Source organism: Pseudoduganella sp. UC29_106 (assembly GCF_044055365.1).
In the GTDB taxonomy this organism is placed as follows: Bacteria; Pseudomonadota; Gammaproteobacteria; order Burkholderiales; family Burkholderiaceae_D; genus Rugamonas.
In genome coordinates this window covers 4638687-4663530 of sequence record NZ_CP171977.1, presented here as the reverse complement: position 1 = coordinate 4663530, position 24844 = coordinate 4638687, and the positions used below count along the sequence as shown (strand labels likewise).

Sequence of the window (24844 nt, the reverse complement as noted above, 5' to 3'; positions counted from 1 at the left end):
TGGCTGCCACGCCGTGGCAGCCACTTGGGTTTGCGGTTGTGGCATTAATTGGAGTCAGCGTGGATAAACACCTCGAAGAAACCAGAATCGACGGCCAGCTCGCCTATGACGGCGGCTTCCTGAAAGTCCACCGCGACCGCGTGTCGCTGCCGGACGGCGAAATCACTTCGCGCGAATACATCAAGCATCCCGGCGCCGTGGTCGTGCTGCCAGTGCTGGATAACGGCCACGTGCTGCTGGAGCGCCAGTTCCGCTACCCGCTGGACCGCGTGTTCATCGAACTCCCGGCCGGCAAGATCGATCCGGGCGAGGACCCGCTGGCCTGCGCCATCCGCGAGCTGGAAGAGGAAACCGGCTATACCGCCAACGACTGGCAATTCGTCGCCACCATCCACAACGCCATCGCCTATTCGGACGAGCACCTGGACATCTACCTGGCGCGCGGCCTGACCGAAGGCAAGACGAAACTGGACGACGGCGAATTCATCGAACTGATTACGGCCAGCGTGGACGACATGCTGGACTGGGTCCGCAGCGGCAAGATCACCGACGTCAAGACCGTCATCGGCGCCTTCTGGCTGGACAAGCTGCGCACCGGAAGCTGGAAACTGGACTGAGGCGATGAAGCCGTGGCGCCTGCTGCTGCTTGCGGCGCTGCTCGCAACGGGCAGCGCAGGGGCGGCCGAGCGCACGCCCTTCCAGGTTCGCTGCGAGGACACCATCAGCAAGACCGTCTCCGTGCTGTCCGCCCGCCAGAACGGCTACTCCGTCAACACCCAGCTGTCCTACAAGGCCCTGAGCCGCATGAAAGGCGGCGTGCTGCCGCCTAACGGTTATGTGCTGGGCCTGACCAAGACCGAATCGCGCGTGCAGATCGGCCTCGATGGCCCCATGCTGCAGGACCCCGCCAGTGGCTACGAATGCGTGGCGCCGCAGATCAAGGTGGAGCTCACTTATGCGCCGGTGCGCGTGTATGTCGGCAACGAGTTCCCGCCGGGGACTTGCGGCTATGAGGTGATCCTGGCGCACGAGATGCGGCATATGCAGACTTATATGGACCAGCTGCCCAAGGTCGAAAAGGTTGTGCGCGATGCGCTGGCCAAACGTTTCGAGGGCAAGCCCTTGTATGCACCGTCCGGCACGGCGCGTTCGGCGCTGGCCCATGAAATCGACAGCGGCTGGATGCCCTTCATCAAGGCCGAAATGAACAAGGTCGAACTGCTGCAGGCGCAGATCGATTCGCCGGCCGAATATGCGCGGCTGAGCAAGGCCTGCAACGGCGAGATTCAAACCATCCTGAAAAAGACGCGCCGCCCCGGCGGGCGCGCCAACTGAGAATGACAGAGACACCACGCTATATCGCCCTGATCCCTGCCGCCGGCGTCGGCGCACGCATGGCGGCGGCCAGCCCGAAGCAGTACCTGCCGCTGCTCGGCAAGCCGATGCTGCAACACACCGCCGCGGCGTTTGCCGCCAGCGAGCTGGTGGCGCATACGTACATCGTCGTCAGCCCCGACGACGGCTACGTTGGCGCAATCACGCTGCCGCCGCGCGTGACCGTATTGCGCTGCGGCGGCGCCACGCGCATGGATTCCATCCTGAACGGCCTGCGCGCATTGGCGGGGCAGGTGGGCGATCAGGACATGGTGCTGGTGCACGACGCAGCGCGTCCCGGCCTCACGCCGGCCCTGATCCGCAAGCTGATCGGGGAGGTGGGCAACAATCCAGCCGGCGGCCTGCTCGCGCTGCCGGTGGTGGACACGGTGAAGACCACGCGCGGCGGCAAGGTCCAGACCACGCCGCGAGACGGCCTGTGGCTGGCGCAGACGCCGCAGATGTTCAGCTATGAGCTGCTGCTGCGCGCCCTCGGCTCGGCGCCCGATCCGAACGCCATTACCGACGATGCCAGCGCCGTCGAAATGCTTGGCCTGTCGCCGCAGCTGGTCGAAGGCCACCCGCGTAACCTGAAGGTCACGCTGCCGTCGGACATCCGTATCGCTGAAATGTATCTGAAGGAAGAAGAACAATGACCCAACTGCCATTCCGCATCGGCCAGGGCTATGACAGCCACCGCCTGGTCGAAGGCCGCAAGCTGATTCTCGGCGGCGTCGACATCCCGCACGAGCGCGGCCTGCTCGGCCACTCGGATGCCGATGCGCTGCTGCACGCCATCACCGACGCCATCCTCGGCGCCGCTGCCCTGGGCGATATCGGCAAGCATTTCCCGGACACCGCCGAGGAATTCCGCGGCGCCGATTCGCGCGTGCTGCTGCGCGAAGCGGCCAAGCGCGTGCGGGCCACCGGCTATGACATCGGTAATATCGACTGCACCATCATCGCCCAGCGGCCGAAGATGGCGCCGCATATCGCGACCATGGCCGCCAACATCGCCGCCGACCTGGGCGTGCCGGTGGGTCATGTGAATGTGAAGGCCAAGACCAATGAGAAATTGGGGTACCTGGGGCGGGAGGAGGGGATCAACGCGGGAAGCGGTGGCGCTGCTGGTGCTGAAAACCTGATGCAAAAGCTGGTGTCAGGCACGATGTGCCTGACACCCTGGCACGCGGCCCCGGATAGGTGTCAGGCACGTTGTGCCTGACACCAGCTTCTGCCTTGGGTTCTAGATAGGAAAAATCAGGCAGGTAGTCGTAGCATGGGCATACAGCTTGCCGTTGGCATCCGTGATGCGGCCTTCGGCCACGGCCACCTGCTTACCGGCCGTGATCACCTTGCCCTCGGCGCGCACCGGCCCGGTCTTGTCCGTCATCGCGCGCACATAGTTCACCTTCAGCTCCAGCGTGGTAAAGCCCATGCCGGCGGGTAGCGTGCTGTGCACCGCGCAGCCGACGGCCGAATCGAGCAAGGTGGCCGCGTAGCCGCCGTGCACCGCGCCGCTCGGGTTGTAATGCTGCGGGCCCGGCGTGCCCTGGAAAATGATGCGGCCGTGTTCCACCTCGATCGGCACAAAGCCCATCAGCTCCGCGATCGGGGGCGGAGGCAGTTCGCCGTCGCCGATCTTCTGCAGGAAGTCCAGGCCCGCGTTGCCGCGCAACTGTTCGCGGTCCGCCACGCCGGCCGGCGCCACGCGCTGGCGCATCGCCGCTTCTTCATCCATCCAGTTTTCCAGTGTGCTCTTGCCTTCCATGCCCGGCTCCTAAAATACGTGTAATTACACTATACTACAGCAATGGACCCTACCTGCACCTGCTATGCATTGCGCAAACTGGCCCGCTCGGTCACGCGCCTGTACGACCAGCACCTGGCCGCTGCCGGCATCAAGGCCACGCAGTTCGCGCTGCTGCGCCACGTCGAGCACGAAGCGTTGCCGATCACCCATCTGGCTACCCTGATGGGCATGGAACGCACGACGCTGACGCGCAACCTGCGGCCGCTGGCCGATGCCGGTTGGGTGGCGCAAGCTGCGGGCAAGGATGCGCGCGTGCGCGTCATCACGATCACGGCAGAGGGCCGGTCGAAGATCCGCGAGGCGAAGGCGGCCTGGCGCAAGGCGCAGGCGGAGCTGGAGCAGGCGCTGGGCGACGAGGGCACGAAATCCCTGCACGCCGAAATTGGTTTCGCCATGGCGCGCGTCGCGCCTCTGCTGCAGCAGTGATAACATTGTCGCCATGCGCGACATCTATGCTTACCGCGACATCGCGGTTGAATCCTTTCTTGACGACGATGGGCAGGTGCGCGTGCGCCCGCTCAATGGCCAGGCCTACAGTTCCGAGCTGCGCGTGCAATGCCCGCGGGCGCTGCGCGAGGACTATCCGGCGGGCACGCAATTCCTCGTTTCAGCCAAGCTGACCGACCGCCTCGGCGGCCAGCAATATCTTTACGTGTACCACGGCGATCCGTTCAAGGTGCTCACGCCGCAGCAGACCCAGACCTTCCTCGACGACCGCCGCCGCGTCCGCATCTGATCAAGGAGCCCTTATGCTTCGCATGCTTGCCTCCGCCGTCCTCGCTGTCGCCATTCCCGCCGCGGCGCAAGCGCCGGAGGAGGACATGCCTTCGATGGGCGACCTGATTGCGGTCGCCTTCCCGAAATGGGCGGACGATACCGAGGGGCGCGTGCAGACCATTCCGCTGACAAAACTCACCCAGCGCTGGACGTCCGATACGCCATCGAAAGCAAAGCAGCGCAAGGTCATCGTCGCGCCCACGCTGGTGCTGCGCGCCGCGCCCGGGCGCTACGTGCTGCTGGCCACGATGCAGCCGGCAGCCGACGATGGCATGGCGCAGTGGTCGCATGCCACGCCCGCCGGGCTGGCCGCCTATACCTTCAGCACCACCCCCTCCGGCTGGAAGCTGCTGAAGCGCCAGGAACCCTTCGACCTGAAGGGCTTCGAGGGCGCAGCCCATATGGAGCCGGTGCGTCTGTCGGCCGCTGTGCAGGGGCTGGTGGCGGAATACGGCAGTTGCTGGCAGGGCTATTGCGGACGCTGGATTTCCGTCTACGAAGTGAGCAAGGATGGCGTGAAGCCGGCCGGCATCGCCGACATGCCGCTGGCGGCGGACAATGTCTATGCCCGCCCCGACTGCGTGCAGCGCCTGCGGCCCGAGCTGCCCGGCCTGCGTCCCGGTGATCCGGCGGCGAACGCCGTCATGGCGCCGCCGGGCGACTGCTTCAAGATCGAGGGCCATTGGAACATCGAGGAAGCGCAGGCGATGCCGGGCGCCTTTATCGTCGACTTCAGCGGCGCCCACAGCGCCAGGGACAATCCCGCACAGCGCATATTCGAGCGCTTGCGTTACCAGTGGCGCGGCACCAGATATGAACCGGGCTCCGGGGTCAACCCGGTGCCGAAAATCTGAAAAGGAGACTGCATTGATCAAGATCCGCGAAATCGACCACATCGTGCTGCGCGTAGTGGACCTGGACAGGATGATCCGCTTCTACACCGAAGTCCTCGGCTGCACCATCGAGCGCCGCCAGGATGCGATTGGCCTGGTCCAGCTGCGTGCCGGCAGCTCATTGGTGGACCTGGTGCCGGTGGACCAGAAACTGGGCCGCATGGGCGGCGCTCCGCCCGGCAAGGAAGGCCGCAACGTCGACCATTTCTGCTTCCGCGTTGAACCGTTCGATGAGGCGGCGATCAGCGCGCACCTGACGCAGCACGACGTGCCGCATGGGCCGGCCGAATCGCGCTACGGCGCCGAAGGGGAGGGGCCGTCGATCTACGTCAACGACCCGGAAGGGAATACGGTCGAACTCAAAGGGCCGCCGGTGCATCCTTAAACCAACGGCAAAAAGCAGGTGTCAGGCACGATGTGCCTGACACCGGGTTCACGCCGTGGGTTTTAATCCTCGTCGTCGTTATCGTCGTTCTTGACCGAGCGTCTGCGGTCCGCATCCGCTTCCGCCTTCAGCCGGGCCGCGTTGCCCATGAATTCATCCAAGCTGTGGTCGGGGCTCTGGCGCAGCGACGGCGGCAGCAGAACGGACATATACAACTCGTCCGACAGCCGTCCGGTCGACTGGTAATTGCTCATCAGGACCACGCCCGAGCCCAGCGCCATCATGATGCCGATGGTGCGCACGAAGCTGCGCCGGCGGTGCGGGCGTATGGTCCCCACGTGGAACCAGATCATGATGCACAGGATCAGGATCGCGACATGGTTGCCGAAGCGCGTGAAGACCTCCGCCGACCAGGCATAGGCCAGCACGCTGCTGATGGCTTTCCACGCGCCCAGCGCAATCAGGCCTGAGCCGAGGATGAACAGGTGGCGTCCCAGGCGCGCATGGCCGCCGAACAGGCGGTTGGCCAGAGCCCACAGGCCGCTCCACACCAGGCCCACGCCCAGCGCGCTGGCGATGACCAGCAGATAATTCACGGCCTGGAAATTGCCCGCGTCCGACAGCGCTTCTTCGGCGCTGGTGAACAGGGCGATCAGCGCCAGGCCCGCAATGGCGGGCACGCCGCCTTCCCAGGCGTGCATCGTGGTGTCGGTGACTTCCGGCTCCACCGGATAATCGGCATCGCGGATGCGCAGGCGGGTATGGCCCAGGCGGACGACGGTCGTGCCGTCGATCGGCGAAATGCGGTATTTCTTGCCCTGGACGACGATGCCATTTTCGCTGCCCAGGTCGCGCATCACGAGACCGCCGTCTTCACCCACATCCACTACCGCGTGGCGCGCCGCCGTGTGGGCATCGTCCAGGATGAAATCATTGTTGTAGCCGCGGCCCAGCGTGATCGGCAGTTCGGCCACGCGATGCCGGTGCAGCACATCGCCGTTACGGGCCAGCGTCTCGATGAAGTACGGCCCCTTCATTTCTTGCCTCCGCGCGCCACCGATTTGAGGAAGGCGCGCGAGGCACGCATGCCGTTTTCGTAGGATACGCCACGCGCATCCATCCGGCTCTGCAGGTTCATCATGCTGTCATCCGTGCTGCCGATCAGCAGGGAAAAGTCGTACAAGCCTTCGAACTTGCGGTAAGCCTTCACGCACAGCACGGCGCGCATGGGAAGGGTGTCGTTGCGGATGAATTCTTCGGTGCAGGTGGGACCGGTCAGGCGGCTGTCCCGGTGGCTGCCGAAGGCTTCGTTCTTGAACGATGCGGAAGAAAGCTGGGCGAAGCGGATCGGGTCAAGGCCGGCGCTGCGCATGTACTGGTGCTGGATGGAGACGGCGCCCGTCTGCAGCGAACCGGAGACGAAGATGGCCGACTCCATCGAGCAGTTGGTGATGTCCACCGAGAAGGGCTTGTCGCCGCGCACGTTGGAGCGCCCCCAGCAGCGCATCTGTTCCGATTCGCGCACCGGCACTTCATAAGGCCCCATGGCCTTCATGGTCAGCGGCGTGGAGAACAGCTGGTCGATCATGGCCTTCTGGTGCGCCAGCAGCTGCTGCGCCACGACGGCCGTGAAATCCTTGGGCGGCTTCAGGTCCGGCGTGACCTTCTTCAGCAATTCCTGCGCGTAGCGGGCCGGCACCAGGAAGCTCACCAGCTCCCCGTCGAGACGCTTGGACACGTTCACGCCGACCACTTCGCCATTGGCCGTCACGCTCGGGCCGCCGCTCATGCCCGCGTTGATCGGGCCCGTGAACAGCAGCTGGTCGTAGAAACTGCGCGTGATCACGCCGTTGTAAGCGCCTTCGGAGATGGCGAAGCCCAGGTCCAGCGGATTGCCCAGCGAGTAGAGGTACTGGCCCTGCGACAGCTGCACCGGCTTCTCCGGCACCGAGAACACGCCGGTGCCGTAGCGGTTCACGCGCACCACGGCCAGGTCGTGCAGCACGTCCACCGCCAGCAGTTCGATATTGCCGCGCTGGCCTGCCGTGTCCACCCATTCGCCGATGTAGGTTTCCGGATCGAGGGCGAATTGCGAGACCACGTGGTAATTGGTGAGCACCAGATTCGAGGTGCCGACCAGGAAGCCGGAGCCGACGGAGGACTGGGTGCGGCCGCTTTTCAGCAGCGAGCGCACCTGCAGCAGGTCGGCCTTGGCGCTGGAATACAGTTTCTGGGCTGAGCTGGAAGGCGTTGGAAGCGCAGCTTCGTCACCGGCTTGCTGCTGCGGGCGCGGCGCTTGCGGCGGCTGGCCGGGGAGGGGAGGCGGGGCGGCCAGTGCGCTGGCGCAGCCCCAGGTCAAAGTCAGTGATAAAGCAAGCTTGGTGAAGTTCATGCCTTAGAGTTCGCCGTCTTCGGCAGCAGGTGGAGTGGTGGCATGCATCATATGCCCCAGCTTGAGCGCCTTGGTATCGAGATAGCGCTGATTGAAGGCATTGCGATTGACCAGCAGCGGCACACGTTCGACCACATCGACACCCAGGTTGCCCATGGCGGCGATCTTGCGTGGGTTGTTGGTCATCAGGCGCAGGGCCGTCACGCCGAACTGCTTCAGCATCGGTTCCACCAGCGCGTAGTTGCGCTGGTCCGGCTTGAAGCCCAGTTGTTCGTTGGCCTGCACGGTGTCCAGGCCCGCTTCCTGCAGGCGGTAGGCGCGCATCTTGTTGATCAGGCCAATGCCGCGGCCTTCCTGGCGCAGGTAGAGCAGCACGCCGCGGCCTTCGTCCGCAATGCGTTTCAGCGCGCCTTCCAGCTGGGCGCCGCAGTCGCAGCGCTGCGAGAACAGCACGTCGCCGGTCAGGCATTCGGAATGGACGCGCGCCAGCACCGGCTGGCCGTTGCCGATATCGCCGAGCACCATGGCCAGGTGTTCCTTGCCCGTTGCATGCTCAACGAAGGCGTGCAGCGTGAACTGGGCCCATGGCGTAGGCAGCGCGCAGGAGGTCACATAGTCCAGTTCTTCTTTTTCTACGGCGGGCAGCATGAGTATCTTTCCAAAACGAGTAAAGGGCGTACCAATCTTTACAGACTGGTACGCCCTGCGATCATAGCATTTCTTAGCTCGGCAGGTCGAAGAGCAGGAGCTCTACAGCCTTGCCCTCTTTCAGCGTTATGAGGTTGTCATCGGTGATTTTCAAGGCATCGCCACCCCGCAGCGGCGTGCCGTTGACATTCACCGTGCCGCGGATCACGTGCACATAAGCCTGGCGTCCCGTTTCCAGCTTGTGTTCCAGATCGGTCGAACCATCCAGGATGGCGGCGTAGATCGACGCATTCTGGTGGATCAGCACCGAGCCTCCACGGCCGTCGCTGGAGGCGATCAGGCGCAGCGTATTGGTCTTGCTCTCCGGCGTGAAGTGCTTTTCCTCATACGAAGGCTGGATGCCGACCTGGTCCGGCTGGATCCAGATCTGCAGGAAGTGCACGCCTTCATCGTGCGAGTGATTGAACTCGCTGTGGCGCACGCCGGTACCCGCGCTCATGCGCTGCACGTCGCCGTAGTGCAGCACCGAACCGTTGCCCATGCTGTCCTTGTGCTCCAGCGCGCCGCTCAGCACGTAGGAAATGATTTCCATGTCGCGGTGGCCGTGCGTGCCGAAGCCCTGGGCCGGAGTCACCTTGTCTTCATTGATGACGAGCAGGGGGCCGAACCCGGTGTGCTTCGGGTCATAGTAATGGCCGAAGGAAAAGGTGTGGCGGGAGTCGAGCCAGCCAAAGTTGGCGATACCGCGTTCTTCACTTTTACGAATTTGCAACATGATCAGCTCCTTGTGCGATAATTTCGAATGGATGATTCACAGTATATGTGCCCCTTCCGAGATTAAAAAACGGAAAATTTGCCGAGCTATCATCGAAAAAATCGAACATGCTGAGACTGAGCCTGGATGCCCTGCTGATCATGGACGCCATCGACCGCCGCGGGTCCTTTTCCGCCGCCGCCAAGGAGATGCACCGTGTGCCTTCGACCATTTCCTATACTGTCGCCAAGCTGGAAGACGATATGGGCGTGCAGCTGTTCGAGCGCATCGGCCCGCGCGTTGAATTGACCCGGGCCGGACGCGAGCTGCTGAAGGAGGGGCGCTACCTGCTGAAGGCGGCGCAGGACCTGGAATCGCGCGTGCGCCGCGTCGCTTCGGGCTGGGAAACGGAAATCGCCGTCGGCATCGATTCCATGTTCACGGCCGCCGTGCTGCGCGAGGACGTCAAGGCCTTCTACCAGGTGGCCCAGCAGACGCGCCTGCGTGTGGTGCAGGAAGCCTTGTCCGGCAGCTGGGAAGCCCTGCTGGACCGGCGCGTGGACCTGATCGTGGGCGCGCCCGGCGACGGCCCGGCCGGCGGCGGCTATATCTCGCAGCCGATCGGCAGCCTGAAATGGAACTTCTGCGTGGCGCCTTCCCATCCGCTGGCGAAGGAGCAGGGCGTGCTGGGGCGCGAGCAGCTGCAATACCACCGCGCCGTCGTGATGGCGGACTCCTCGCGCCAGTCCGCGGCGCGCACCGTGGGCGTGCTGATGGGGCAGGACAGCCTGACCGTGCCCACCATGCAGGCCAAGTTCGATTACCAGATCGGCGGCCTGGGCTTCGGCTTCCTGCCCGAGCAATGCGCGCGCGCCGCGATACTTGCCGGGCTGCTGGTCGAAAAGCAGGTGGAGGAACCGAAGCCGGACGAAACCTTCTACCTGGCCTGGCGCACGGGCGAAACGGGCGCCGCGCTGGAGTGGTGGCTGAGCCGCATGCAGGGACCGGGCCTGTTCGAACGTCTCTGCCTGCACTTGCCAGGTATTGCTTTTAGTCAAGGTGCTGTTGTCTGAGCTGTGCATCTACCCAGAGTAGTGTTGACGAGTGCCAACTGTTTCGGAGTACCATACCGGGATGAATGCTTCCCTGGCCGTGTCTCCCGTTTTCCTGAACCTGTTGGCGAACCGCCAGGGCAAACCCGCAGCGCTGGTGTTTTCCGGTGCGCCGCAGGATGGCTTGCCGCAAGCGCTGGCCGAGCTGGCGCAGAAATTGCCCTGCTATTACCGCGGTGAGGCGGCCTCGCTGGCTGCCGCCGGGTGGCAGCCACTGCCGGCGCAGCGCGTGCTGCGCACCGACGACAGCGTGCTGCTGCCGGCGCCGGAAATCGACTGGATCGAGGGCGACTGGGCCCTGCAGCCGCCGGAGCGTCCAAGCGGATCGCAGGCCGCTTCGCGCGCGCTGGCGCTGCAGTTGGTCCAGCTGGTCGGCAACGACGCGGAAAACCATGAAATCGAGGCGCTGCTGCGGCGCGACCCCACGTTGTCCTACCATCTGCTCAAGCTGGTCAATTCGCTGGGCATGGGCACGGGACGCAGGATCACCAGCTTCAACCAGGCCATCCTCATCCTCGGCCGCGCCCAGCTGCGGCGCTGGCTGAACCTGATGCTGTTCGCGGCGCGCGACGGCGACTTGCGCTCGGCCATGCTGCTGGCGCGCGTGTCCGTGCGGGCGCGCATGCTGGAGCTGCTGGCGCGCGCGACGGGGCAGGGCAAGGCGGCCCAGGAGCAGGCCTTCATGGCCGGCATGTTCTCGCTGCTCGGCATCCTGTTCGGCATGCCGCTGGAGCAGTTGCTGGCGCCCCTGAACATCGGCGACGCTGCCCAGCAGGCGCTGCTGCACAAGCAGGGCGAACTGGGCGAATTGCTGTCCATCGTGGAAGCGGCGGAGCGCGGCGACTTTGCCGAGGCGGCGCGCCGCCTGGAAGAGCTGCAACTGTCGCCGGCTGAATTCAACGCCATCGTGGCGGACGCCAACCTGTGGATGCTGGAAGTGACCAGCGAGGTTGGGGCACATGGCTGACGACGCCATCGCCCGCTGCCAGGCCCTGGCCCGGCTGGCGCAAGGCCAGCAAGGCGAGGCGCTGGCCGCCACGCTGCGCGAACTGGATGCGGCGCTGGCCGCGCTGCGGACCGGTCCGGCCGCCGCGGCTGCACCCGAACTGGAGATGGACCTGGCCGGCTACATCACGGGCTGGAACGCGGGCGTGGAAGCCATGTTCGGCTACACGGCGCGGGAAGCGCTGGGCCAGCACATCCTCTTCCTGTACACGGATGACGATGAAGGCGGCAATATCGCGGAGCTGGTGCTGGAAGCGGATAACGCCGTCACCGAAGTCCGCCGCCGCAAGAAGTCCGGCGAAGTGATTTGGGTGCGGGCGGCGATCTCGCTGGCGCATGACGACACGGGCAATGCAGTCGGCATGCGGGTCAAGCTGTCGCCTGTCAATGAGGGCCTGTCGCCGGACGAGAAGAACAGCCTGCATGCGCGCATCATCGAGGACAGCGACCAGGGCGTGCTGATTACCGATGCCCGCGAGCGCATCGTGTCCATCAACGGCGCCTTCACCCGCATTACCGGCTACACGCCGGCCGAAGCGATCGGCCAGACGCCGGACCTGCTGCGCTCCGGCGTGCACGACGCCGAATTCCGCGCCAAGGTGCGCGCCGCCATGGCCGGCGCCGGTCCGTGGCGCGGCGAGATTATCGGCAAGCGCAAGAACGGCGAACTGTTCCCGCAATCCGTCACCATCAGCGCCGTGCGCGATGAAGCGGGCGTCATCAGCCACACTTTCTCCCTGTTCTCGGACATCAGCGTGCACAAGGATGCCGAAGCGCGCCTGCAGCGCATGGCGAACTACGACAACCTGACCGGCCTGCCCAACCTCGGCCTGCTGACCCAGTTGCTGGAACAGGCGATGACGGAGGCGCGCCGCAACAGTGAGCATGGCGCGCTGCTGGTGATTGAACTGAGCCGCCTTGGCGCCATCAGCGACACGCTGGGCTACGAGACGGGCAATGCGCTGCTGGTGGAAATCGGCCGCGTGTTCCGCCAGGTGCTGCGCGATGAAGACATCCTGGCGCGGCTCGATGGCGGCAAGTTCGCCGCGGCCTTGCCGCAGATCGGGAAACGCGAGCACGCGGCCATCGTCGCGCAGAAGCTGATGACGGCGCTGTCCGCGCCGATCCAGGTCGGCCCGCACAGCCTGCAGGTCAACGCCCATATCGGCATCGCTGTATGGCCGGAGGATGCGCAGGATGCGCGCGGGCTGGTGCGCGGCGCGGAAACGGCCATGGCGCGGGCCGCGCAGACGCCCGATCCGACCCTGCTGTTCTACAGCGAAGAAATGAACCAGCGCGCCAAGGAACACCTGCGCATCGAGAGCGAGCTGCGGCAGGCGCTGGCGAACAAGGAACTGCTGCTGTACTACCAGCCCAAGGTCAGCCTGCGCAGCGGCCGCATCGTGGGCGCGGAAGCGCTGCTGCGCTGGCGCCACCCGGTGCGCGGGCTGGTGTCGCCGGGCGTGTTCATCCCGGTGGCGGAAGAGACGGGGCTCATCCTGGAACTGGGCAACTGGGTGCTGGATGAAGCCTGCCGCCAGATCCGCCAGTGGAAGGATGCCAACCTGATGATGCCGCCGGTGGCCGTCAACCTGTCGGCCCGCCAGTTCGACGATGCGCTGCCCGAGCGCGTGGCCGATGTCATGGCGCGCCACGGCGTGCAGGCCGAGCACCTGATGTTGGAGATTACGGAAAGCCTGCTGGTGCGCGGCGCGGACAAGGTGGCCCTGATCATGAACCAGCTGGTGGCGATGGGCGTGGCGCTGGCGCTGGACGATTTCGGCACCGGCTATTCGAGCCTGGCCTACCTGAAGAAATTCCCCATCGGGACGCTGAAGATCGACCGCGCCTTCGTCATCGGCCTGCCTTACGAGGAAAACGACTGCGCCATTGCGCGCGCGATCGTCACCATGGCCCAGCAGTTGCGCCAGGAAATAGTGGCCGAGGGTGTGGAAACGGCCGAGCAGATGGCCTTCCTGCGCGAGCTGGGTTGCGACCAGCTGCAGGGCTATCTCTTCAGCCAGCCCGTGCCGGCGGCCGACTTCGAACGCATGCTGCGCGAGGGTAAACGCCTCGCGTTTGGCAGCCGCCAGGCTTCCCTGGCCCTATGATTTTTACCATTCCTGGTTCTTCTATGGAGCCAGGCTAAAGTTCAGAATGTGTCCATATTCGCAATGGAGGACATATGCTGGACGTATACGACCTCGGCCGCCTCGTGTCGGTCGCCGCCATCTGGGGCGCTTCCTATCTCTTCATCCGCGTCGGTGCGCCGGAATTCGGCGTGGCCGCCATGGCGGGCGTACGGGCAGTCACGGCCACGCTGCTGATGCTGCCGCTGCTGCTGTGGCGCGGCCAGTGGCGCGCGCTGTGGGCCAACTGGAAGCCGATCGCGTTTGTCGGCCTGACCAATGCGGCCCTACCTTTCCTGCTTTTCAATTTCGCGGCGCTGAGCCTGCCGGCCGGGCTGTCCTCGATCCTGAGCTCGACCACGCCGCTGTTCGCGGCCCTGATCGGCGCCATCTGGCTGGGAGAAACGCTGAGCGTGCAGCGCATGGCGGGACTGTGCATCGGCTTTGGCGGCGTGGTGCTGCTGGTCAGCGGCAAGCTGCATCTTGGCGTCGCAGGGACGGCTTCCACGCTGGCGGCGGCGCTGGCCTGCCTGTGCGCGACGCTGCTGTACGGCGTGTCCGGGAATTTCAGCAAGCGTTTCCTGTCCCAGGTTCCGCCGCTCGCCGTAGCGACGGGCAGCCAGCTGTTTGCGGCCGTGCTGCTGGTGCTGCCGGCCATGCTGCTGTGGCCGGCGCATGCGCCGTCCGCCAGGGCGTGGGGCGCAGTGCTGGCGCTGTCCGCACTGTGCACGACGTTTGCTTATGTGCTGTTCTTTGGCCTGATTGCGAAGCTGGGCGCCAGCCGCGCCATGAGCGCGCTGTTCCTGATTCCGGCCTTTGGTGTGCTGTGGGGGACGCTGTTCCTGCATGAGCCATTCAACTGGCAGATGGCGGGCAGCTGTGCGGTGATCCTGCTGGGCTGTGCTCTGACTACCGGGATGCTGGAACGCCGCCCCGGCAGGGCGGCGACCAGAGTTCACTTTATCTGTGAACTCATGCGCCTTGGCGCATCGATGGCGAGGCGTGTTTAACGCTTGTCATCGTTCTTGTGGCTCTGGCGGCCTGCTTCGGCATGCTGTTCAGGCGTGCCGCCGCGGGTGCCGCCGCCGCTGCTCTGGCGGCTGCCGGAGCTGCCGCGGTTGTCCGAGTCGATCGAGCCGGATTGGCGATTGCCGTCGTTCTTGTGGCTCATGCTGCCGGCTTTGCGGGCCTCTTCCGAGGTGAATTCGTGAGCGTTGCCCGATGCGTGGGCGGCTTTACCGCCCTCGCTGGCGATCTCACGCTGTTTTTGCGGGTCCATTGAAGCGAAACCGCGGTTGCTGGTGTCGCCGCTCTGTTTGTTGCCACCGCCTTGATTCGATGATGCCATGATTCTCTCCTTTGCTAGTCGATAAACATTGCATTCCTTCGCCGATTTCTGTCACCAATCATTGAAAGAGGGCTCCATGTTAGGCGGGGTGGAGCGGGGCTTTAATAAGACCACGCGACTGTGGTTTGTAGGACAATGGCTCACTGAAAAGTAACACGACAGGGGAGCCAAAATGGACGACTTTAATCTCCAGCGCTTCGTGGATGCGCAGCAGCCGGTATATGAAACCGTGCGCGCGGAACTGTCCGCAGGACGCAAGCGCAGTCACTGGATCTGGTACATCTTCCCGCAGATCGAAGGCCTCGGCTTCAGCGCCATGGCCGAACGCTACGCGATCTCGGGACTGGCGGAAGCGCGCGCCTACCTGGCGCATCCACTGCTCGGCGCCAGGCTGCGCGAGTGCTGTGCCCTTGTGCTCGCGAGCGACAGCGCCAGCGCCCACGCCATCTTCGGCTCGCCCGACGATATGAAGTTGCGCTCCTCGCTGACCCTGTTCGCGCAAGCCGCCCCGGAGGAGACGCTGTTTGCCGATTGCCTGCAGAAGTACTACGGCGGCCAGCCCGACCCGGCGACGCTGGACAGGCTGTAAACCTCGGGCTACATTGTCGGCATAACCACTTCCTCCGGAGCCCGCATGAACCGCAAGATCCTCGACGACGCCCACATCCATCCCGCCATCCGCGAACGCGTGGCGCGCAACCATGCCGAGGTGGTGGAGCAGGTGCAGGAAGCGGTGGCGGCGAACGCCGTGGTGGTGGTCGGCATGCGCCAGAATCCCTTCCCGCGCAAGGCGCGCCGCATGCTCGATGGCCTGAACGTGCAGTACACCTACCTCGAGTACGGCAGTTACCTGAGCGAATGGAAGCGCCGCCTGGCGCTGAAGATGTGGACGGGCTGGCCCACCTTCCCGATGATCTTCGTGCACGGCGTGCTGATCGGCGGCGCGCAGGACTTGCAGCGCCTGGTCGAGGGCGGCGAGTTCAAGACCCTGCTGAACACGCCACGTCTGCCGGCCTGAGCATGGAAGCACTGCCGCTGCGCCTCTCGCCCGGCGACGACTTGCGCGCCGGTGTGGAAGCCGCCCTGCAGGGGCGGGCGGGCTACCTTTTGCAGGGTATTGGCAGCCTGAGCGTGGCGCGCCTGCGCTACGCCGGCCAGCCCGAGCCGGAGGAACTGCGTGGTGACCTGGAAATCCTGACGGTGGCGGGATCGGTGTCGCCGGACGGCGCCCACCTGCATATGTCGGTATCGGATGCGGCAGGCCGTGTGTATGACGGCCATGTGGCGGCGGGCTGCATCGTGCGCACCACCGCCGAACTGCTGCTGGTGCTGCTGCCCGCGCACGATTTCGCGCGCGAGCATGATCCGGCCACGGGTTTTACTGAACTTGTGGTGCGCCCACTGAATAGTGGCGGCCGATGATCAGCAGCATGCAGCCGGCAACCATCAGGCCGAACATGACGATGGTCGCGTTCAGGCCCACATCCATCTTCAGCATGGCGGCGTAGAGCAGCAGGCTGCAGAGGATGGAGACGTTCTCGTTGAAGTTCTGCACCGCGATCGAATTCCCTGCGCTCATCAGGGTGTGGCCGCGGTGTTGCAGCAGGGCGTTCATCGGCACCACGAAGAAGCCGGCCAGCGCGCCGATGAAGATCAGCAGCGGATAGGCCACCCACAGGCTGTGCACCAGCGTCATCAGGGTGACGGCGCCGCCCATCAGCGCACCGACCCACATCACGGACAGCGATCGCTTCAGCGAAATGAAGCGCGCCGCAAGCACGGCGCCGGCGGCGACGCCGATGGCGAACACGCCCTGCAGCACGGCAGCCTTGTCCAGCGTGAGGCCAAGCGCTTCCTCGCCCCAGCGCAGCACGATAATCTTCAGCACCATGCCCGCGCCCCAGAACAGGGTGGTCACGGCCAGCGTGACCTGGCCCAGGCGGTCGTTCCACAGCACGCTGCAGGCATTGCTGAAACTGGAGACCAGGTGGCGGAAATTCATCGCCTGTTTGGCATAGCGCGCCTTGGTGTCCGCGATCTTCAGGTTGAACAGCGCGGCCAGCACATACAGGCCCATGATGACGGCGATGCCCGCCTCGGCGGCCGAATCGAAAAAGGTCACGCCCGGCACGTCGAAATACATCAGCATCGCGGCCACGTGGGGATTGGCGGACAGCAGGCCGCCCAGCACCACGCCGAAGATGGTGGAGGAAATCGTCAGCCCTTCGATCCAGCCATTGGCCGCCACCAGCTGTTCAGGCGGCAGCAGTTCGGTGAGGATGCCGTACTTGGCCGGCGAGTAGGCCGCCGCGCCCAGGCCCACGATGCCGTAGGCGATCAACGGGTGCGCGTGCATGAACATGGCGGCGCAGCCGGCCAGCTTCACCAGGTTGGTGACGAACATGACCTTGCCCTTCGGATAAGCGTCGGCAAAGGCGCCCACGAAAGCGGCCAGCAGCACATAGGACAGCACGAAGGACAGTTGCAGCAGGGGCGTCATCCATCCCGGCGAATTGAGCGCCGCCAGGAAGGCGACACAGGCGATGAACAGGGCGTTGTCGGCCAGCGAAGAAAAGAACTGCGCCGCCATGATGGTGTAGAAGCCACGCTTCATCGGGCTACCGCCTTGGCGTCCGCCGTGGTTACGGTGGCCAGGCTCGGGCTGCGCTCCTTCTGCAGTTTGGCCGCGACTTTCTCCGCCTGGGCGAAGGCGCGGACCAGGTTACCGCCGGCCAGCCTGGCCAGGTCCTTGTCGCTCCAGCCGCGGCGGATCAGCTCCGCGAACAGGGCAGGGTAGGTGGACACGTCTTCCAGGCCCACCGGGTTTTCGGCGCCGTAGTAGTCGCCGGCGATGCCCACATGGTCGTGGCCGGCCACCTTGGCGACATGCTCGATATGGTCCGCCACCTGGGCCAGCGTGGCCTTCGGCGCCGGGCCGGCTTCCCGTTCATAGGCCGCGCGGCGCGCTGCGAATTCCGGCGTATCGGGCTTGGCGTCGCCCACGGCCTTCTGCAGGCCGGAGCGCCAGGCGTACACCGCCGGCGACACGAAACCAGGCACGAAAGTCACCATCACCACGCCGCCGTTGGCCGGCATGCGCTTCAGCACTTCGTCCGGCACATTGCGCGGATGGTCGTTCAGCGCGCGGGCGCTGGAATGGGAAAAGATCACCGGCGCCTCGCTCACGTCCAGCGCCTGGTTCATCACTTCCGGGCTCACATGGCTCAGGTCCACCAGCATGCCGAGGCGGTTCATCTCGCGCACCACTTCCTTGCCGAAGGGCGTCAGGCCGCCGTGCTTGCGCTCGCCCATCGCCGCGTCGGCCCAGTCCAGGGTGGAGTTGTGGGTCAGCGTCATATAGCGTGCGCCGAGATCATAGTAGGCGCGCAGGGCGCCCAGGCTGTTCTCGATCACGTGGCCGCCCTCCATGCCGATGAAGCTGGCTATCTTGCCCTGTTTGCGGGCCTTCTCGATATCGCTGCTGCGGGTGGCGAACACCAGGCGCTCCGGATAGCGCGCAATCAGGCGGCGCGCCAGGTCGATCTGCTCCAGCTGCGTCTTTGCCCAGCCTTCCTTCAGTTCGCCCGGCACGTAGACGCTCCAGAACTGCGCCGCCAGCTTGCCCTGCTTCAGGCGCGCCAGGTCGGTTTCCTGGGGCGTGTGCCGGCGCAGGTCATAGGCTTCGATATCCATCGGATGCTCGTGCGATTCGCGGATGGTCCAGGGCAGGTCGTTGTGGCCATCGATCAGCGGCGCGCGGTCCAGCAGCGCCTTGGCGTGGCGCAGGGCGGCATCCTCGGCCGGGGCGGCGGAAGCGGCGCACGCCAGGTTTGCCACACCGAGGGGCAAGGCCAGCGTGAGCAGCAGGGCACGTTTCAACAGCATCGGGTGAGTCTCCTATCGTTTCGGACGCAGCGGATCGATCAGGCTGCGCAGATTGTTGTGGTCGAGTTCGTACATCAGCGCCAGCAGCGCGCCCAGCTCTCCCCTGGGAAAGCCTTCACGGGCGAACCAGCCCAGGTAATGACCGGGCAGTTCGGCCAGGAGGCGTCCCTTGTACTTGCCGTAAGGCATCTCGCGGGCCCATAACAGTGCGAGGGATTCGGAATTCATGGCTATTCTTGCGTCTGAGTCAGAAATCTTATGCTCGGTGGCATCTTTTTCGACAAAAGAAGCACAGGATACTGCACGGCATCGACTTTTATAAGGAGTTTTTGCCATGCCCATTGCTTTGCTGGCGCTGACCATCAGCGCATTTGCCATCGGAACAACGGAATTTGTCATAGTCGGGCTTTTGCCCACCATCGCCGCGGATCTTGGCGTCACCTTGCCGTCGGCCGGCCTGCTGGTCAGCCTGTACGCCATCGGCGTGGCCGTCGGCGCCCCGGTCCTGACCGCGCTGACCGGCAAGCTGCCGCGCAAATTGCTGCTGCTGTCGCTGATGGTGCTGTTCACGGCCGGTAACCTGCTGGCCTGGAAATCGCCCGGCTACGAGTCGCTGATCGTGGCGCGCATCCTGACCGGGCTGGCGCACGGCGTCTTCTTCTCCATCGGTTCGACCATCGCCACTTCGCTGGTGCCGAAGGAAAAAGCCGCCAGCGCCATCGCCATCATGTTCACGGGCCTGACCGTGGCCCTCGTGACCGGCGTGCCGCTGGGGACCTTCATCGGCCAGCATTTCGGCTGGCGCGAGACTTTCCTGGCCGTGTCCCTGCTGGGAGTGATCGCCTTCATCGGCAGCCTGTTGTTCGTGCCGCGTAATATCCAGCACCAGAAGCCCGCTTCGCTGCTGCAGCAGATGCAGGTGCTGGGCCAGCCGCGCCTGCTGCTGGTGTACGCCATGACGGCGGTCGGCTACGGCGGCTCCTTCATCGCCTTCACCTACCTGGCGCCAATCCTGGAGCGCGTGACGGGCTTCGGTTCAAACGCCGTGGGCCTGGTGATGCTGGTGTACGGCGTCTCGGTTGCCGTCGGCAATATCTGGGGCGGCAAGCTGGCCGACAAACGGGGCCCGATCAGCGCCCTGAAGATCATCTTCCTCGGCCTGGCCGCCGTGCTGCTGGTGCTGACCTTCACCGCGCCGAGCAAGCCCCTGGTGGTGCTGACCGTGCTGCTGTGGGGCGCCGTCGCCTTCGGCAACGTGGCCGGCCTGCAGGTCTACGTGGTGCAGCAGGCGGAACACTTCACGCCGCGCGCCGTGGACGTGGCGTCGGGCCTGAATATCGCAGCCTTCAACCTGGGCATCGCCGGCGGCGCCTGGGGCGGCGGCCTGATTGTCGATGCACTGGGCCTGGTGCATACGGGCTGGATCGGCGCGCTGATCGTGCTGGGCGCCTTTGGGCTGACGGCGCTGAGCGGCCGCCTGGATGCGCTGAATCCCCGTCCCGCTGCGGCCCATGGCGTGCGCCGTGAGCCGCGAGTGGCGGCGCACTAAGCCTATGGCTGCAGGTGCTCCTTCAGCAGCTTGTACTGGGCCGCGACCAGGGTGGGATTGGGATCGTGGCCGACGCGGGGCAGCAGGATGAATTCCTTTTGCGGGGCGCTGATGCTGTCGAAATAGCGCCGGGCCACGTCCGGCGTGGTGAGCAGGTCTTCCTCGCCCTGCAGCAGGTAGAAGGGCACCTTGAAACTGGTGCCCAGCTTGGGCAGGTCGACGCGCGAATACATGCCGTCGCCCCGCATGCCCACAAACTGGATGTACGAATAATCCTCGCCGCCCTCGTAATTGGCCATCGCTTCCGGCGTGGCGTATTCGGGGGAGGGCTTCCACCACGCTTTCGGCGCCGGCTCAGTGACCTGGGCTTCGTACTTGCGGATCACGCGGCGCATGATGCCGAAGTTGTGCGGGTCGGTCCAGGGCGGGGTGCCGAGCGCTTCCAGCTGCTTCACGGCTTCCGTGTCGTTGGCCCTGCGCGTGACTGCCAGCAGGCGCTGGTAAGCGGCGTGCGGATTCTCCCGGTAGCTGACGATCTGCGCCGCGCCTACATAGGCCTCGAACAGGTCGGGACGGGCCTTGATCATGTGCACGGCGAGAACGGAGCTCCAGGAGCCGCCGATGAGCGTGATTTTCTGTTTGTCGAATTTCTTCGCCAGGTATTCGGCGAGGGCGATGCCATCGTCGCGCATCTGCTCGATGGTGAGGGGCTCATCTTCGGCCGGCTTGCTGGCGCCATAGGTCATGCCGGCGCCGCGCTGGTCCCACTGCACGATGGTGAATTCCTTCTCCCAGCCGCCATACAGCGCCTTGCTGTAGGGGCTGAGCGGGTTGCCCGGTCCGCCGTGCAGCACCAGCACCACGGGATTGGCGCAATTGCGGCCGCTGATCGTCACCCACTGCTGTATGCCGCCGATCGGCACCAGTCCCTTCTCCTGCACCTTCTGTCCCGCTGCGCACGCGGCGCTCGCGAGGGCCGGCATGGCTGCGGTGGCGATCAAGGCAGCGGCAAGCAGGGGACGTAGCATGGGCAACCCTCCTATGATGGGATTCAGTCCATCATAGCCATGTCAGCCGCAGGCGTCCACATTCCGGAATCTATTGGACTGGGTCCAGCCGCTTTTCCCGGCCTGGTTCCGGACCAGCTTCCACCAGACCACTTTTGCCCCTTTTCCCTCGACACCGGGCATGGCAGCCATGTCCGGGCCACTTTGATAGACTTTGCCCTGATACCAGTACAGGTAAGCACCCTCGCCCAGCGGGGTGAGCGCATACACAACATCGCCCGGCTTGAGCGTGAGTTGCGGCTCCGCGCTGCCCTCGATATAGCCATCCCGCACGGGCCGGTCCACGTGCACGGCCCAGGGGCGCCAGGTCATCACCACGCCCGTCGGCGCGGCAACCGTTTCGCCTCGCCGCAGCCGGAACACGACCGGCGAGCGCTCGCTGCGGCTGGCATGGACAGGCAGGTCCGCCTCGGCAGTCCAGTCGCGGTAAGTGCAGCATTCGAACGGGCACACGCCCCAGCTCTCATAGCCGGCTGGCGGCCGCTCTTGCGCCATCCCCGGCCGGGCTGCCAGCACAAGAGCGGCGGCGATCACGGTGCGCAGCATGGAGGCTCCCTTCCGCATTGTCATAATCGTGCATACTATCGCGAATTGTTGCGAGGCGGATGCATGATGAAGGTGCTGGTTGAACCGAAAGGACTCGGATTCGAGACGGACGAGCAGTCCACGCTGCTGGAAGCCGCGCTGCGGGGCGGCGTGATGTTGCCGAACTCCTGCCGCAACGGGACTTGCCGCACCTGCATCTGCCTGATGCGCAGCGGCAGTGTGAGCTACCGCGTCGAGTGGCCGGGGCTGAGCTTCGATGAGAAGCGCGAGGGATATATCCTGCCTTGCGTGGCCGTGGCGCAGGAGGACCTGGTGATCGAGTCGCCGGCGGCGAAGCGCAAGGACGCCTAGCCGGCCAGCAGCGCAGCGGCGGCGCGCAGGTCGGCCGTGCCGTGGCCTTCGGTGAAGCGCTCGTGGACGGCGCGCAGCAGCGACAACCCTTCGCCGGCGCGCGGCGTAGCGCGCCACAGCCGGGCGAGGCTGCAGGCCACGCGCAGTTCCCAGGCGGGCACCTGCTGCGCCTGCGCGATGCGCAGCGCGCGCAGGAACAGCTCCTCGGCCCGCGCGTGTGCGCCGGCGCGCAGCAACGATTCGCCCCAGGCGCGCAGAACCTCGGCCTCGCACCAGCCGGCCAGGCATTGTTCGGCGCGGGCGATGGCGCGCGGCGTGAGCAGGGCAGGGTGCAGCGTGGCCAGCACGTCGATATGCCAGTCGCCGCAACAGGGGTTCTGGGTCAGCACGGGCAGGCTGTCGCGCGCGCACTCGCCGTGATCGTGGCAGCGCTGTGCGGCCTGGAAAGCCACCGTCCAGAATTCCCATTTCGGCATCACGCAGCGGCGCGACACCTGCTGCAGCACTGCCGCGTAGTGCGTGACGGCGGCGCGCTCGCCACGCCAGGCAGACAGCGTGCATATCAGCTGCAATGCATAGCAGTGCGAGATGCCATGGTCCATCCGCTCCGCCTCTGCCAAAGCTTCGCGCGCGACGCGCATGGCCTGGTCGGGATAGCCCTGCAGCCAGAGCGTGCGGGCGAGCAAGGCCTGGTTGCCAAGACGGGACAGCAGCTGGTGTTCCGGCGGCAGCGGCGGCGGCACGGCATTCAGCGGGTGGTTGGACAGGAATTCCGCCAGGCTGCGCGCATCGGCCTGCATGCCCAGGTAATGCTGGGCGCGCGCCAGCAGGCTGGCGTGATTGACGGCGGCCAGTTCGCTGTCCAGCCCCGCACCCTCCATGCCATAGCACTCGGCATAATCCAGGGCTGCGTGGTAGTCGCCGGCGCAAATGGCGTCCGAATAGCAGCCGCTCAGGGCGCGCAGGCGCAGCGTCACGTCTTCGCCCAGTTGCGCCAGTTCCAGCGCGCGCAGATAGGCCGCCTGGCGCGGCGCGTAGGCGGCGCCGCCCACATGCACCAGCGTGTCGCCCAGCGCCAGCTGCAGCAGCAGCTCCAGGCACGGATCTTCCGGCAGGCCGGGCGCCAGCGCCTGCGCCAGCCGGCCGCGGTATTCCTCCACCAGCGACAGCTGGTGCCACCACGGCGCCGAGACCGCGCACAGGCGCTGCCCGAGCCGTATATTGCCGCCGGGAGCGAAGGCCCAGTCCAGGCCCGATGCGATATGTTCGATGAAGCGGCCGTATAGCGTCAGCCAGTCCGCCGCCGGCATTTGCCCGCGCTCGCCGTTGGCCTGCTCCAGTATGGCGATCAGCTCCGTGGTATAGCGCAGCCCCACCGTCCGCAGCTCGCCGCTTTCAACCAGCTTTTCATAGGCGTAGGCTGCCGTGGTGGACAGCAGGCGGTAGCAGGCCGGGTCGCCATTCACTTCCACCGCCAGCAGCGACTTGGCCACCAGGTTGGCTATGCTCTCCAGCACTTCCGCACGCGGGAAACGCTCGCAGTGTACGACTTCGATGGCGCACTCCAGCCGGAACGGGGCGCGGAACAGCGACAGGCGGCGGAACACGGTGCGGTCGCGCTCGGACAGCATGTCATGGCTCCAGTCCAGTGTGGCGCGCAGCGTCTGGTGGCGCGGCAGGGCGGTGCGGCATCCGCCGGTCAGCACCGAGAAGCAGTCCTCCAGGTGATCGGCCAGACCGTGCAGCCCGAGCAGGCCGGCGCGGCCGGCGGCCAGTTCGATCGCCAGCGGAATGCCGTCCAGCCGGCGGCAGATATCGACCACGGACGCCAGCCCCGCCGGGTCCAGCGCCAGCCCGCCCGCACCCGCGCTGGCCCGCTCGATGAAGAGCTGCACCGCGGGGAAGGTGGCCATGGCCTCGGGCGGCAGCAGCTCCGGCGCGATATTGGGCGGCGGGACCGCCAGCGGCGACAGGCGGTACACCCATTCTGCGTCGATGCGCAAGGCTTCGCGGCTGGTGGCCAGCACGTGCGCGCCCGGCGCCTCGCGCAGCAGTCGCTGTACCAGCTTCGCCACTTCGTCGACCAGATGCTCGCAATTATCAAACAGCAGCAGGGCCGGCTGCTGCCGCAGATAGTCCAGCGCGCAGCCGACGGCATCGCCGCCCGCCAGCGGAATGCCCAGCGCCAGGCCCAGCGCCATCGGCACCTGGGCGGGATCGGCCGCGGCGGAGAGGTCGACGAAATATACGCGTTCCCCAAAACAGGCGCCCAGCCGGTGCCCGGCCGCCACGGCCAGGGTCGTCTTGCCCATGCCGCCGGGGCCAACCACCGTGACCAGCCGGCGCGAACAGGCCTGTTCCGCCAGTTCGGTCAGCACATCGTCGCGCCCGATGAGACGGTTGTGCTGCACCGGCAGCTGCACCTTGGCCGCCGCGCCCGGGCGCGCACCGGATTTGGTCACCGGCGCCACAAAGCTGTAGCCGCGGCCGGCGACCGTCTCGACAAAAGGACGGCCTTCGGCGCTGGTGCCCAGCAGTTTGCGCAGTGCCACGATGTGCACGCGCAGGTTGCCTTCCTCGACAAAGCTGCGCGGCCAGGCGCGGGCGATCAGCTCATGCTTGCTGATGATTTCGCCCGGCCGCTCGAGCAGGGCCAGCAGCAAGTCGAAGGCGCGGCCGGTGATGCGCACCGGCCTCTCGCTGTGGAAGAGGGCGCGTTCGGACGGGACCAGACGGAAATTGTCGAACAACAGGGTGGTGTCGGCGACGGGGGCGCTGGGAAAGATTTCAAAGTCGCTAACAGCCATGCACGGAAC

At 65.6% G+C, this 24844-nt stretch carries 28 protein-coding genes and 1 pseudogene; 17 read left to right on the top strand and 12 right to left on the bottom strand.

Features of this window, described 5'->3' with window-relative positions; all coding sequences use genetic code 11:
* The first annotated feature begins 59 nt into the window (after positions 1 to 59).
* The 4 genes and pseudogenes from ACHMW6_RS23340 to ispF all read left to right on the top strand — a co-directional run bounded on the left by ACHMW6_RS23340 (position 60) and on the right by ispF (position 2519).
* Positions 60 to 617, top strand: a complete 558-nt coding sequence (locus tag ACHMW6_RS23340; RefSeq protein WP_395400321.1) for an NUDIX domain-containing protein — start codon at positions 60 to 62, stop codon at positions 615 to 617.
* Positions 618 to 621: 4 nt separating this feature from the next.
* Positions 622 to 1335, top strand: coding sequence for a hypothetical protein (locus tag ACHMW6_RS23335; RefSeq protein WP_395400320.1), 714 nt, complete (start codon positions 622 to 624; stop codon positions 1333 to 1335).
* Between the two features lie 2 nt (positions 1336 to 1337).
* Complete coding sequence (gene ispD, locus ACHMW6_RS23330; protein WP_395400318.1) at positions 1338 to 2030, top strand: 2-C-methyl-D-erythritol 4-phosphate cytidylyltransferase; 693 nt, start codon at positions 1338 to 1340, stop codon at positions 2028 to 2030.
* A pseudogene (gene ispF, locus ACHMW6_RS23325) lies at positions 2027 to 2519 on the top strand (2-C-methyl-D-erythritol 2,4-cyclodiphosphate synthase). The gene ispD and the pseudogene ispF overlap by 4 nt, the downstream one beginning before the upstream one ends.
* Before the next feature lie 101 nt (positions 2520 to 2620).
* Here ispF and ACHMW6_RS23320 read toward each other — a convergent pair.
* Entirely contained in the window at positions 2621 to 3145 is a 525-nt protein-coding gene (locus tag ACHMW6_RS23320) for a PaaI family thioesterase (protein WP_395400317.1), read from the bottom strand.
* A 42-nt stretch (positions 3146 to 3187) separates the two neighbouring features.
* On the opposite strand from ACHMW6_RS23320, the gene ACHMW6_RS23315 reads away from it, so the two are divergent.
* From ACHMW6_RS23315 to ACHMW6_RS23300, 4 genes are read left to right on the top strand one after another with little or no spacing between them, the layout of a single operon-like run.
* Positions 3188 to 3613, top strand: a complete 426-nt coding sequence (locus ACHMW6_RS23315) for a MarR family winged helix-turn-helix transcriptional regulator (RefSeq protein ID WP_395400315.1) — start codon at positions 3188 to 3190, stop codon at positions 3611 to 3613.
* 13 nt (positions 3614 to 3626) lie between these two features.
* Complete coding sequence (locus tag ACHMW6_RS23310) at positions 3627 to 3923, top strand: hypothetical protein (protein WP_395400313.1); 297 nt, start codon at positions 3627 to 3629, stop codon at positions 3921 to 3923.
* A 13-nt stretch (positions 3924 to 3936) separates the two neighbouring features.
* Positions 3937 to 4818 carry a hypothetical protein gene (locus ACHMW6_RS23305; RefSeq protein WP_395400311.1) on the top strand — a complete coding sequence of 294 codons (882 nt, stop codon included), beginning with the start codon at positions 3937 to 3939 and terminating at the stop codon, positions 4816 to 4818.
* Positions 4819 to 4831: 13 nt separating this feature from the next.
* Positions 4832 to 5242, top strand: a complete 411-nt coding sequence (locus ACHMW6_RS23300; protein WP_395400309.1) for a VOC family protein — start codon at positions 4832 to 4834, stop codon at positions 5240 to 5242.
* A gap of 62 nt (positions 5243 to 5304) precedes the next feature.
* Here the strand turns inward: ACHMW6_RS23300 and ACHMW6_RS23295 are convergent, their stop codons facing one another.
* From ACHMW6_RS23295 to ACHMW6_RS23280, 4 genes are all read right to left on the bottom strand, one after another.
* A complete protein-coding gene (locus tag ACHMW6_RS23295; RefSeq protein ID WP_395400307.1) occupies positions 5305 to 6279 on the bottom strand; it encodes an FHA domain-containing protein in 975 nt (324 codons plus the stop codon).
* Positions 6276 to 7634 (bottom strand): serine protease, encoded by a 1359-nt coding sequence (locus ACHMW6_RS23290; RefSeq protein ID WP_395400305.1) that lies wholly within the window; start codon positions 7632 to 7634, stop codon positions 6276 to 6278. Before ACHMW6_RS23290 ends, ACHMW6_RS23295 begins: the two co-directional genes overlap by 4 nt.
* A gap of 3 nt (positions 7635 to 7637) precedes the next feature.
* Positions 7638 to 8282 (bottom strand): GTP cyclohydrolase II, encoded by a 645-nt coding sequence (gene ribA / locus ACHMW6_RS23285; protein ID WP_395400303.1) that lies wholly within the window; start codon positions 8280 to 8282, stop codon positions 7638 to 7640.
* Positions 8283 to 8355: 73 nt separating this feature from the next.
* Complete coding sequence (locus ACHMW6_RS23280; RefSeq protein ID WP_395400301.1) at positions 8356 to 9057, bottom strand: pirin family protein; 702 nt, start codon at positions 9055 to 9057, stop codon at positions 8356 to 8358.
* A 107-nt stretch (positions 9058 to 9164) separates the two neighbouring features.
* Here ACHMW6_RS23280 and ACHMW6_RS23275 point away from each other — a divergent pair, with 107 nt between their 5' ends.
* The 4 genes from ACHMW6_RS23275 to ACHMW6_RS23260 all read left to right on the top strand — a co-directional run bounded on the left by ACHMW6_RS23275 (position 9165) and on the right by ACHMW6_RS23260 (position 14292).
* Complete coding sequence (locus ACHMW6_RS23275; protein WP_395400299.1) at positions 9165 to 10109, top strand: LysR substrate-binding domain-containing protein; 945 nt, start codon at positions 9165 to 9167, stop codon at positions 10107 to 10109.
* Between the two features lie 61 nt (positions 10110 to 10170).
* Positions 10171 to 11115, top strand: a complete 945-nt coding sequence (locus ACHMW6_RS23270) for an EAL and HDOD domain-containing protein (RefSeq protein ID WP_395400297.1) — start codon at positions 10171 to 10173, stop codon at positions 11113 to 11115.
* Positions 11108 to 13264 (top strand): putative bifunctional diguanylate cyclase/phosphodiesterase, encoded by a 2157-nt coding sequence (locus ACHMW6_RS23265; RefSeq protein WP_395400295.1) that lies wholly within the window; start codon positions 11108 to 11110, stop codon positions 13262 to 13264. The genes ACHMW6_RS23270 and ACHMW6_RS23265 overlap by 8 nt, the downstream gene beginning before the upstream one ends.
* Positions 13265 to 13338: 74 nt before the next feature.
* A complete protein-coding gene (locus tag ACHMW6_RS23260) occupies positions 13339 to 14292 on the top strand; it encodes a DMT family transporter (RefSeq protein ID WP_395400293.1) in 954 nt (317 codons plus the stop codon).
* Here the strand turns inward: ACHMW6_RS23260 and ACHMW6_RS23255 are convergent.
* A complete protein-coding gene (locus tag ACHMW6_RS23255) occupies positions 14289 to 14630 on the bottom strand; it encodes a KGG domain-containing protein (protein WP_395400291.1) in 342 nt (113 codons plus the stop codon). The genes ACHMW6_RS23260 and ACHMW6_RS23255 overlap by 4 nt on opposite strands.
* Before the next feature lie 172 nt (positions 14631 to 14802).
* Between ACHMW6_RS23255 and ACHMW6_RS23250 the strand changes: the two genes are divergently transcribed.
* The 3 genes from ACHMW6_RS23250 to ACHMW6_RS23240 are packed head-to-tail and all read left to right on the top strand — an operon-like array spanning position 14803 to position 16052.
* On the top strand, positions 14803 to 15219 hold the full coding sequence (locus ACHMW6_RS23250; protein ID WP_395400289.1) for a DUF1810 domain-containing protein: 417 nt from the start codon (positions 14803 to 14805) through the stop codon (positions 15217 to 15219).
* A 45-nt stretch (positions 15220 to 15264) separates the two neighbouring features.
* Positions 15265 to 15648 carry a glutaredoxin gene (locus ACHMW6_RS23245; protein ID WP_395400287.1) on the top strand — a complete coding sequence of 128 codons (384 nt, stop codon included), beginning with the start codon at positions 15265 to 15267 and terminating at the stop codon, positions 15646 to 15648.
* Positions 15649 to 15650: 2 nt separating this feature from the next.
* Complete coding sequence (locus ACHMW6_RS23240) at positions 15651 to 16052, top strand: PPC domain-containing DNA-binding protein (protein ID WP_395400285.1); 402 nt, start codon at positions 15651 to 15653, stop codon at positions 16050 to 16052.
* Here ACHMW6_RS23240 and lplT read toward each other — a convergent pair.
* From lplT to ACHMW6_RS23225, 3 genes are read right to left on the bottom strand one after another with little or no spacing between them, the layout of a single operon-like run.
* Entirely contained in the window at positions 16009 to 17244 is a 1236-nt protein-coding gene (gene lplT / locus ACHMW6_RS23235; RefSeq protein ID WP_395400283.1) for a lysophospholipid transporter LplT, read from the bottom strand. The two genes, ACHMW6_RS23240 and lplT, sit on opposite strands and share 44 nt — an antisense overlap.
* A complete protein-coding gene (locus tag ACHMW6_RS23230; protein ID WP_395400281.1) occupies positions 17241 to 18515 on the bottom strand; it encodes a dipeptidase in 1275 nt (424 codons plus the stop codon). The genes lplT and ACHMW6_RS23230 overlap by 4 nt, the downstream gene beginning before the upstream one ends.
* Before the next feature lie 12 nt (positions 18516 to 18527).
* Positions 18528 to 18743, bottom strand: coding sequence for a DUF3820 family protein (locus ACHMW6_RS23225; protein WP_395400279.1), 216 nt, complete (start codon positions 18741 to 18743; stop codon positions 18528 to 18530).
* Between the two features lie 106 nt (positions 18744 to 18849).
* On the opposite strand from ACHMW6_RS23225, the gene ACHMW6_RS23220 reads away from it, so the two are divergent.
* The gene (locus tag ACHMW6_RS23220) at positions 18850 to 20064 is read left to right on the top strand and encodes an MFS transporter (RefSeq protein WP_395400277.1); all 1215 of its coding nucleotides are present in this window, start codon (positions 18850 to 18852) and stop codon (positions 20062 to 20064) included.
* Between the two features lie 2 nt (positions 20065 to 20066).
* Here the strand turns inward: ACHMW6_RS23220 and ACHMW6_RS23215 are convergent, their stop codons facing one another.
* Both ACHMW6_RS23215 and ACHMW6_RS23210 read right to left on the bottom strand, forming a co-directional pair.
* Positions 20067 to 21092 (bottom strand): alpha/beta fold hydrolase, encoded by a 1026-nt coding sequence (locus ACHMW6_RS23215; protein WP_395400275.1) that lies wholly within the window; start codon positions 21090 to 21092, stop codon positions 20067 to 20069.
* 42 nt (positions 21093 to 21134) lie between these two features.
* Positions 21135 to 21695 carry a hypothetical protein gene (locus tag ACHMW6_RS23210; protein ID WP_395400273.1) on the bottom strand — a complete coding sequence of 187 codons (561 nt, stop codon included), beginning with the start codon at positions 21693 to 21695 and terminating at the stop codon, positions 21135 to 21137.
* Positions 21696 to 21743: 48 nt separating this feature from the next.
* Here ACHMW6_RS23210 and ACHMW6_RS23205 point away from each other — a divergent pair, with 48 nt between their 5' ends.
* The gene (locus tag ACHMW6_RS23205) at positions 21744 to 22028 is read left to right on the top strand and encodes a 2Fe-2S iron-sulfur cluster-binding protein (RefSeq protein WP_395408694.1); all 285 of its coding nucleotides are present in this window, start codon (positions 21744 to 21746) and stop codon (positions 22026 to 22028) included.
* Here ACHMW6_RS23205 and ACHMW6_RS23200 read toward each other — a convergent pair.
* Positions 22025 to 24835, bottom strand: coding sequence for an ATP-binding protein (locus ACHMW6_RS23200; protein ID WP_395400271.1), 2811 nt, complete (start codon positions 24833 to 24835; stop codon positions 22025 to 22027). The genes ACHMW6_RS23205 and ACHMW6_RS23200 overlap by 4 nt on opposite strands.
* Between the last annotated feature and the right edge of the window lie 9 nt (positions 24836 to 24844).

Bases quoted from the DNA above. Each gene is read 5' to 3' on its own strand.
- ACHMW6_RS23335 (WP_395400320.1), top strand. From the start codon at position 622: ATGAAGCCGTGGCGCCTGCTGCTGCTTGCGGCGCTGCTCGCAACGGGC.
- ispD (WP_395400318.1), top strand. From the start codon at position 1,338: ATGACAGAGACACCACGCTATATCGCCCTGATCCCTGCCGCCGGCGTC.
- ACHMW6_RS23320 (WP_395400317.1), bottom strand. From the start codon at position 3,145: ATGGAAGGCAAGAGCACACTGGAAAACTGGATGGATGAAGAAGCGGCG.
- ACHMW6_RS23315 (WP_395400315.1), top strand. From the start codon at position 3,188: ATGGACCCTACCTGCACCTGCTATGCATTGCGCAAACTGGCCCGCTCG.
- ACHMW6_RS23310 (WP_395400313.1), top strand. From the start codon at position 3,627: ATGCGCGACATCTATGCTTACCGCGACATCGCGGTTGAATCCTTTCTT.
- ACHMW6_RS23305 (WP_395400311.1), top strand. From the start codon at position 3,937: ATGCTTCGCATGCTTGCCTCCGCCGTCCTCGCTGTCGCCATTCCCGCC.
- ACHMW6_RS23295 (WP_395400307.1), bottom strand. From the start codon at position 6,279: ATGAAGGGGCCGTACTTCATCGAGACGCTGGCCCGTAACGGCGATGTG.
- ACHMW6_RS23290 (WP_395400305.1), bottom strand. From the start codon at position 7,634: ATGAACTTCACCAAGCTTGCTTTATCACTGACTTTGACCTGGGGCTGC.
- ribA (WP_395400303.1), bottom strand. From the start codon at position 8,282: ATGCTGCCCGCCGTAGAAAAAGAAGAACTGGACTATGTGACCTCCTGC.
- ACHMW6_RS23280 (WP_395400301.1), bottom strand. From the start codon at position 9,057: ATGTTGCAAATTCGTAAAAGTGAAGAACGCGGTATCGCCAACTTTGGC.
- ACHMW6_RS23275 (WP_395400299.1), top strand. From the start codon at position 9,165: ATGCTGAGACTGAGCCTGGATGCCCTGCTGATCATGGACGCCATCGAC.
- ACHMW6_RS23270 (WP_395400297.1), top strand. From the start codon at position 10,171: ATGAATGCTTCCCTGGCCGTGTCTCCCGTTTTCCTGAACCTGTTGGCG.
- ACHMW6_RS23265 (WP_395400295.1), top strand. From the start codon at position 11,108: ATGGCTGACGACGCCATCGCCCGCTGCCAGGCCCTGGCCCGGCTGGCG.
- ACHMW6_RS23260 (WP_395400293.1), top strand. From the start codon at position 13,339: ATGCTGGACGTATACGACCTCGGCCGCCTCGTGTCGGTCGCCGCCATC.
- ACHMW6_RS23255 (WP_395400291.1), bottom strand. From the start codon at position 14,630: ATGGCATCATCGAATCAAGGCGGTGGCAACAAACAGAGCGGCGACACC.
- ACHMW6_RS23250 (WP_395400289.1), top strand. From the start codon at position 14,803: ATGGACGACTTTAATCTCCAGCGCTTCGTGGATGCGCAGCAGCCGGTA.
- ACHMW6_RS23245 (WP_395400287.1), top strand. From the start codon at position 15,265: ATGAACCGCAAGATCCTCGACGACGCCCACATCCATCCCGCCATCCGC.
- ACHMW6_RS23240 (WP_395400285.1), top strand. From the start codon at position 15,651: ATGGAAGCACTGCCGCTGCGCCTCTCGCCCGGCGACGACTTGCGCGCC.
- lplT (WP_395400283.1), bottom strand. From the start codon at position 17,244: ATGAAGCGTGGCTTCTACACCATCATGGCGGCGCAGTTCTTTTCTTCG.
- ACHMW6_RS23230 (WP_395400281.1), bottom strand. From the start codon at position 18,515: ATGCTGTTGAAACGTGCCCTGCTGCTCACGCTGGCCTTGCCCCTCGGT.
- ACHMW6_RS23225 (WP_395400279.1), bottom strand. From the start codon at position 18,743: ATGAATTCCGAATCCCTCGCACTGTTATGGGCCCGCGAGATGCCTTAC.
- ACHMW6_RS23220 (WP_395400277.1), top strand. From the start codon at position 18,850: ATGCCCATTGCTTTGCTGGCGCTGACCATCAGCGCATTTGCCATCGGA.
- ACHMW6_RS23215 (WP_395400275.1), bottom strand. From the start codon at position 21,092: ATGCTACGTCCCCTGCTTGCCGCTGCCTTGATCGCCACCGCAGCCATG.
- ACHMW6_RS23210 (WP_395400273.1), bottom strand. From the start codon at position 21,695: ATGCGGAAGGGAGCCTCCATGCTGCGCACCGTGATCGCCGCCGCTCTT.
- ACHMW6_RS23205 (WP_395408694.1), top strand. From the start codon at position 21,744: ATGAAGGTGCTGGTTGAACCGAAAGGACTCGGATTCGAGACGGACGAG.
- ACHMW6_RS23200 (WP_395400271.1), bottom strand. From the start codon at position 24,835: ATGGCTGTTAGCGACTTTGAAATCTTTCCCAGCGCCCCCGTCGCCGAC.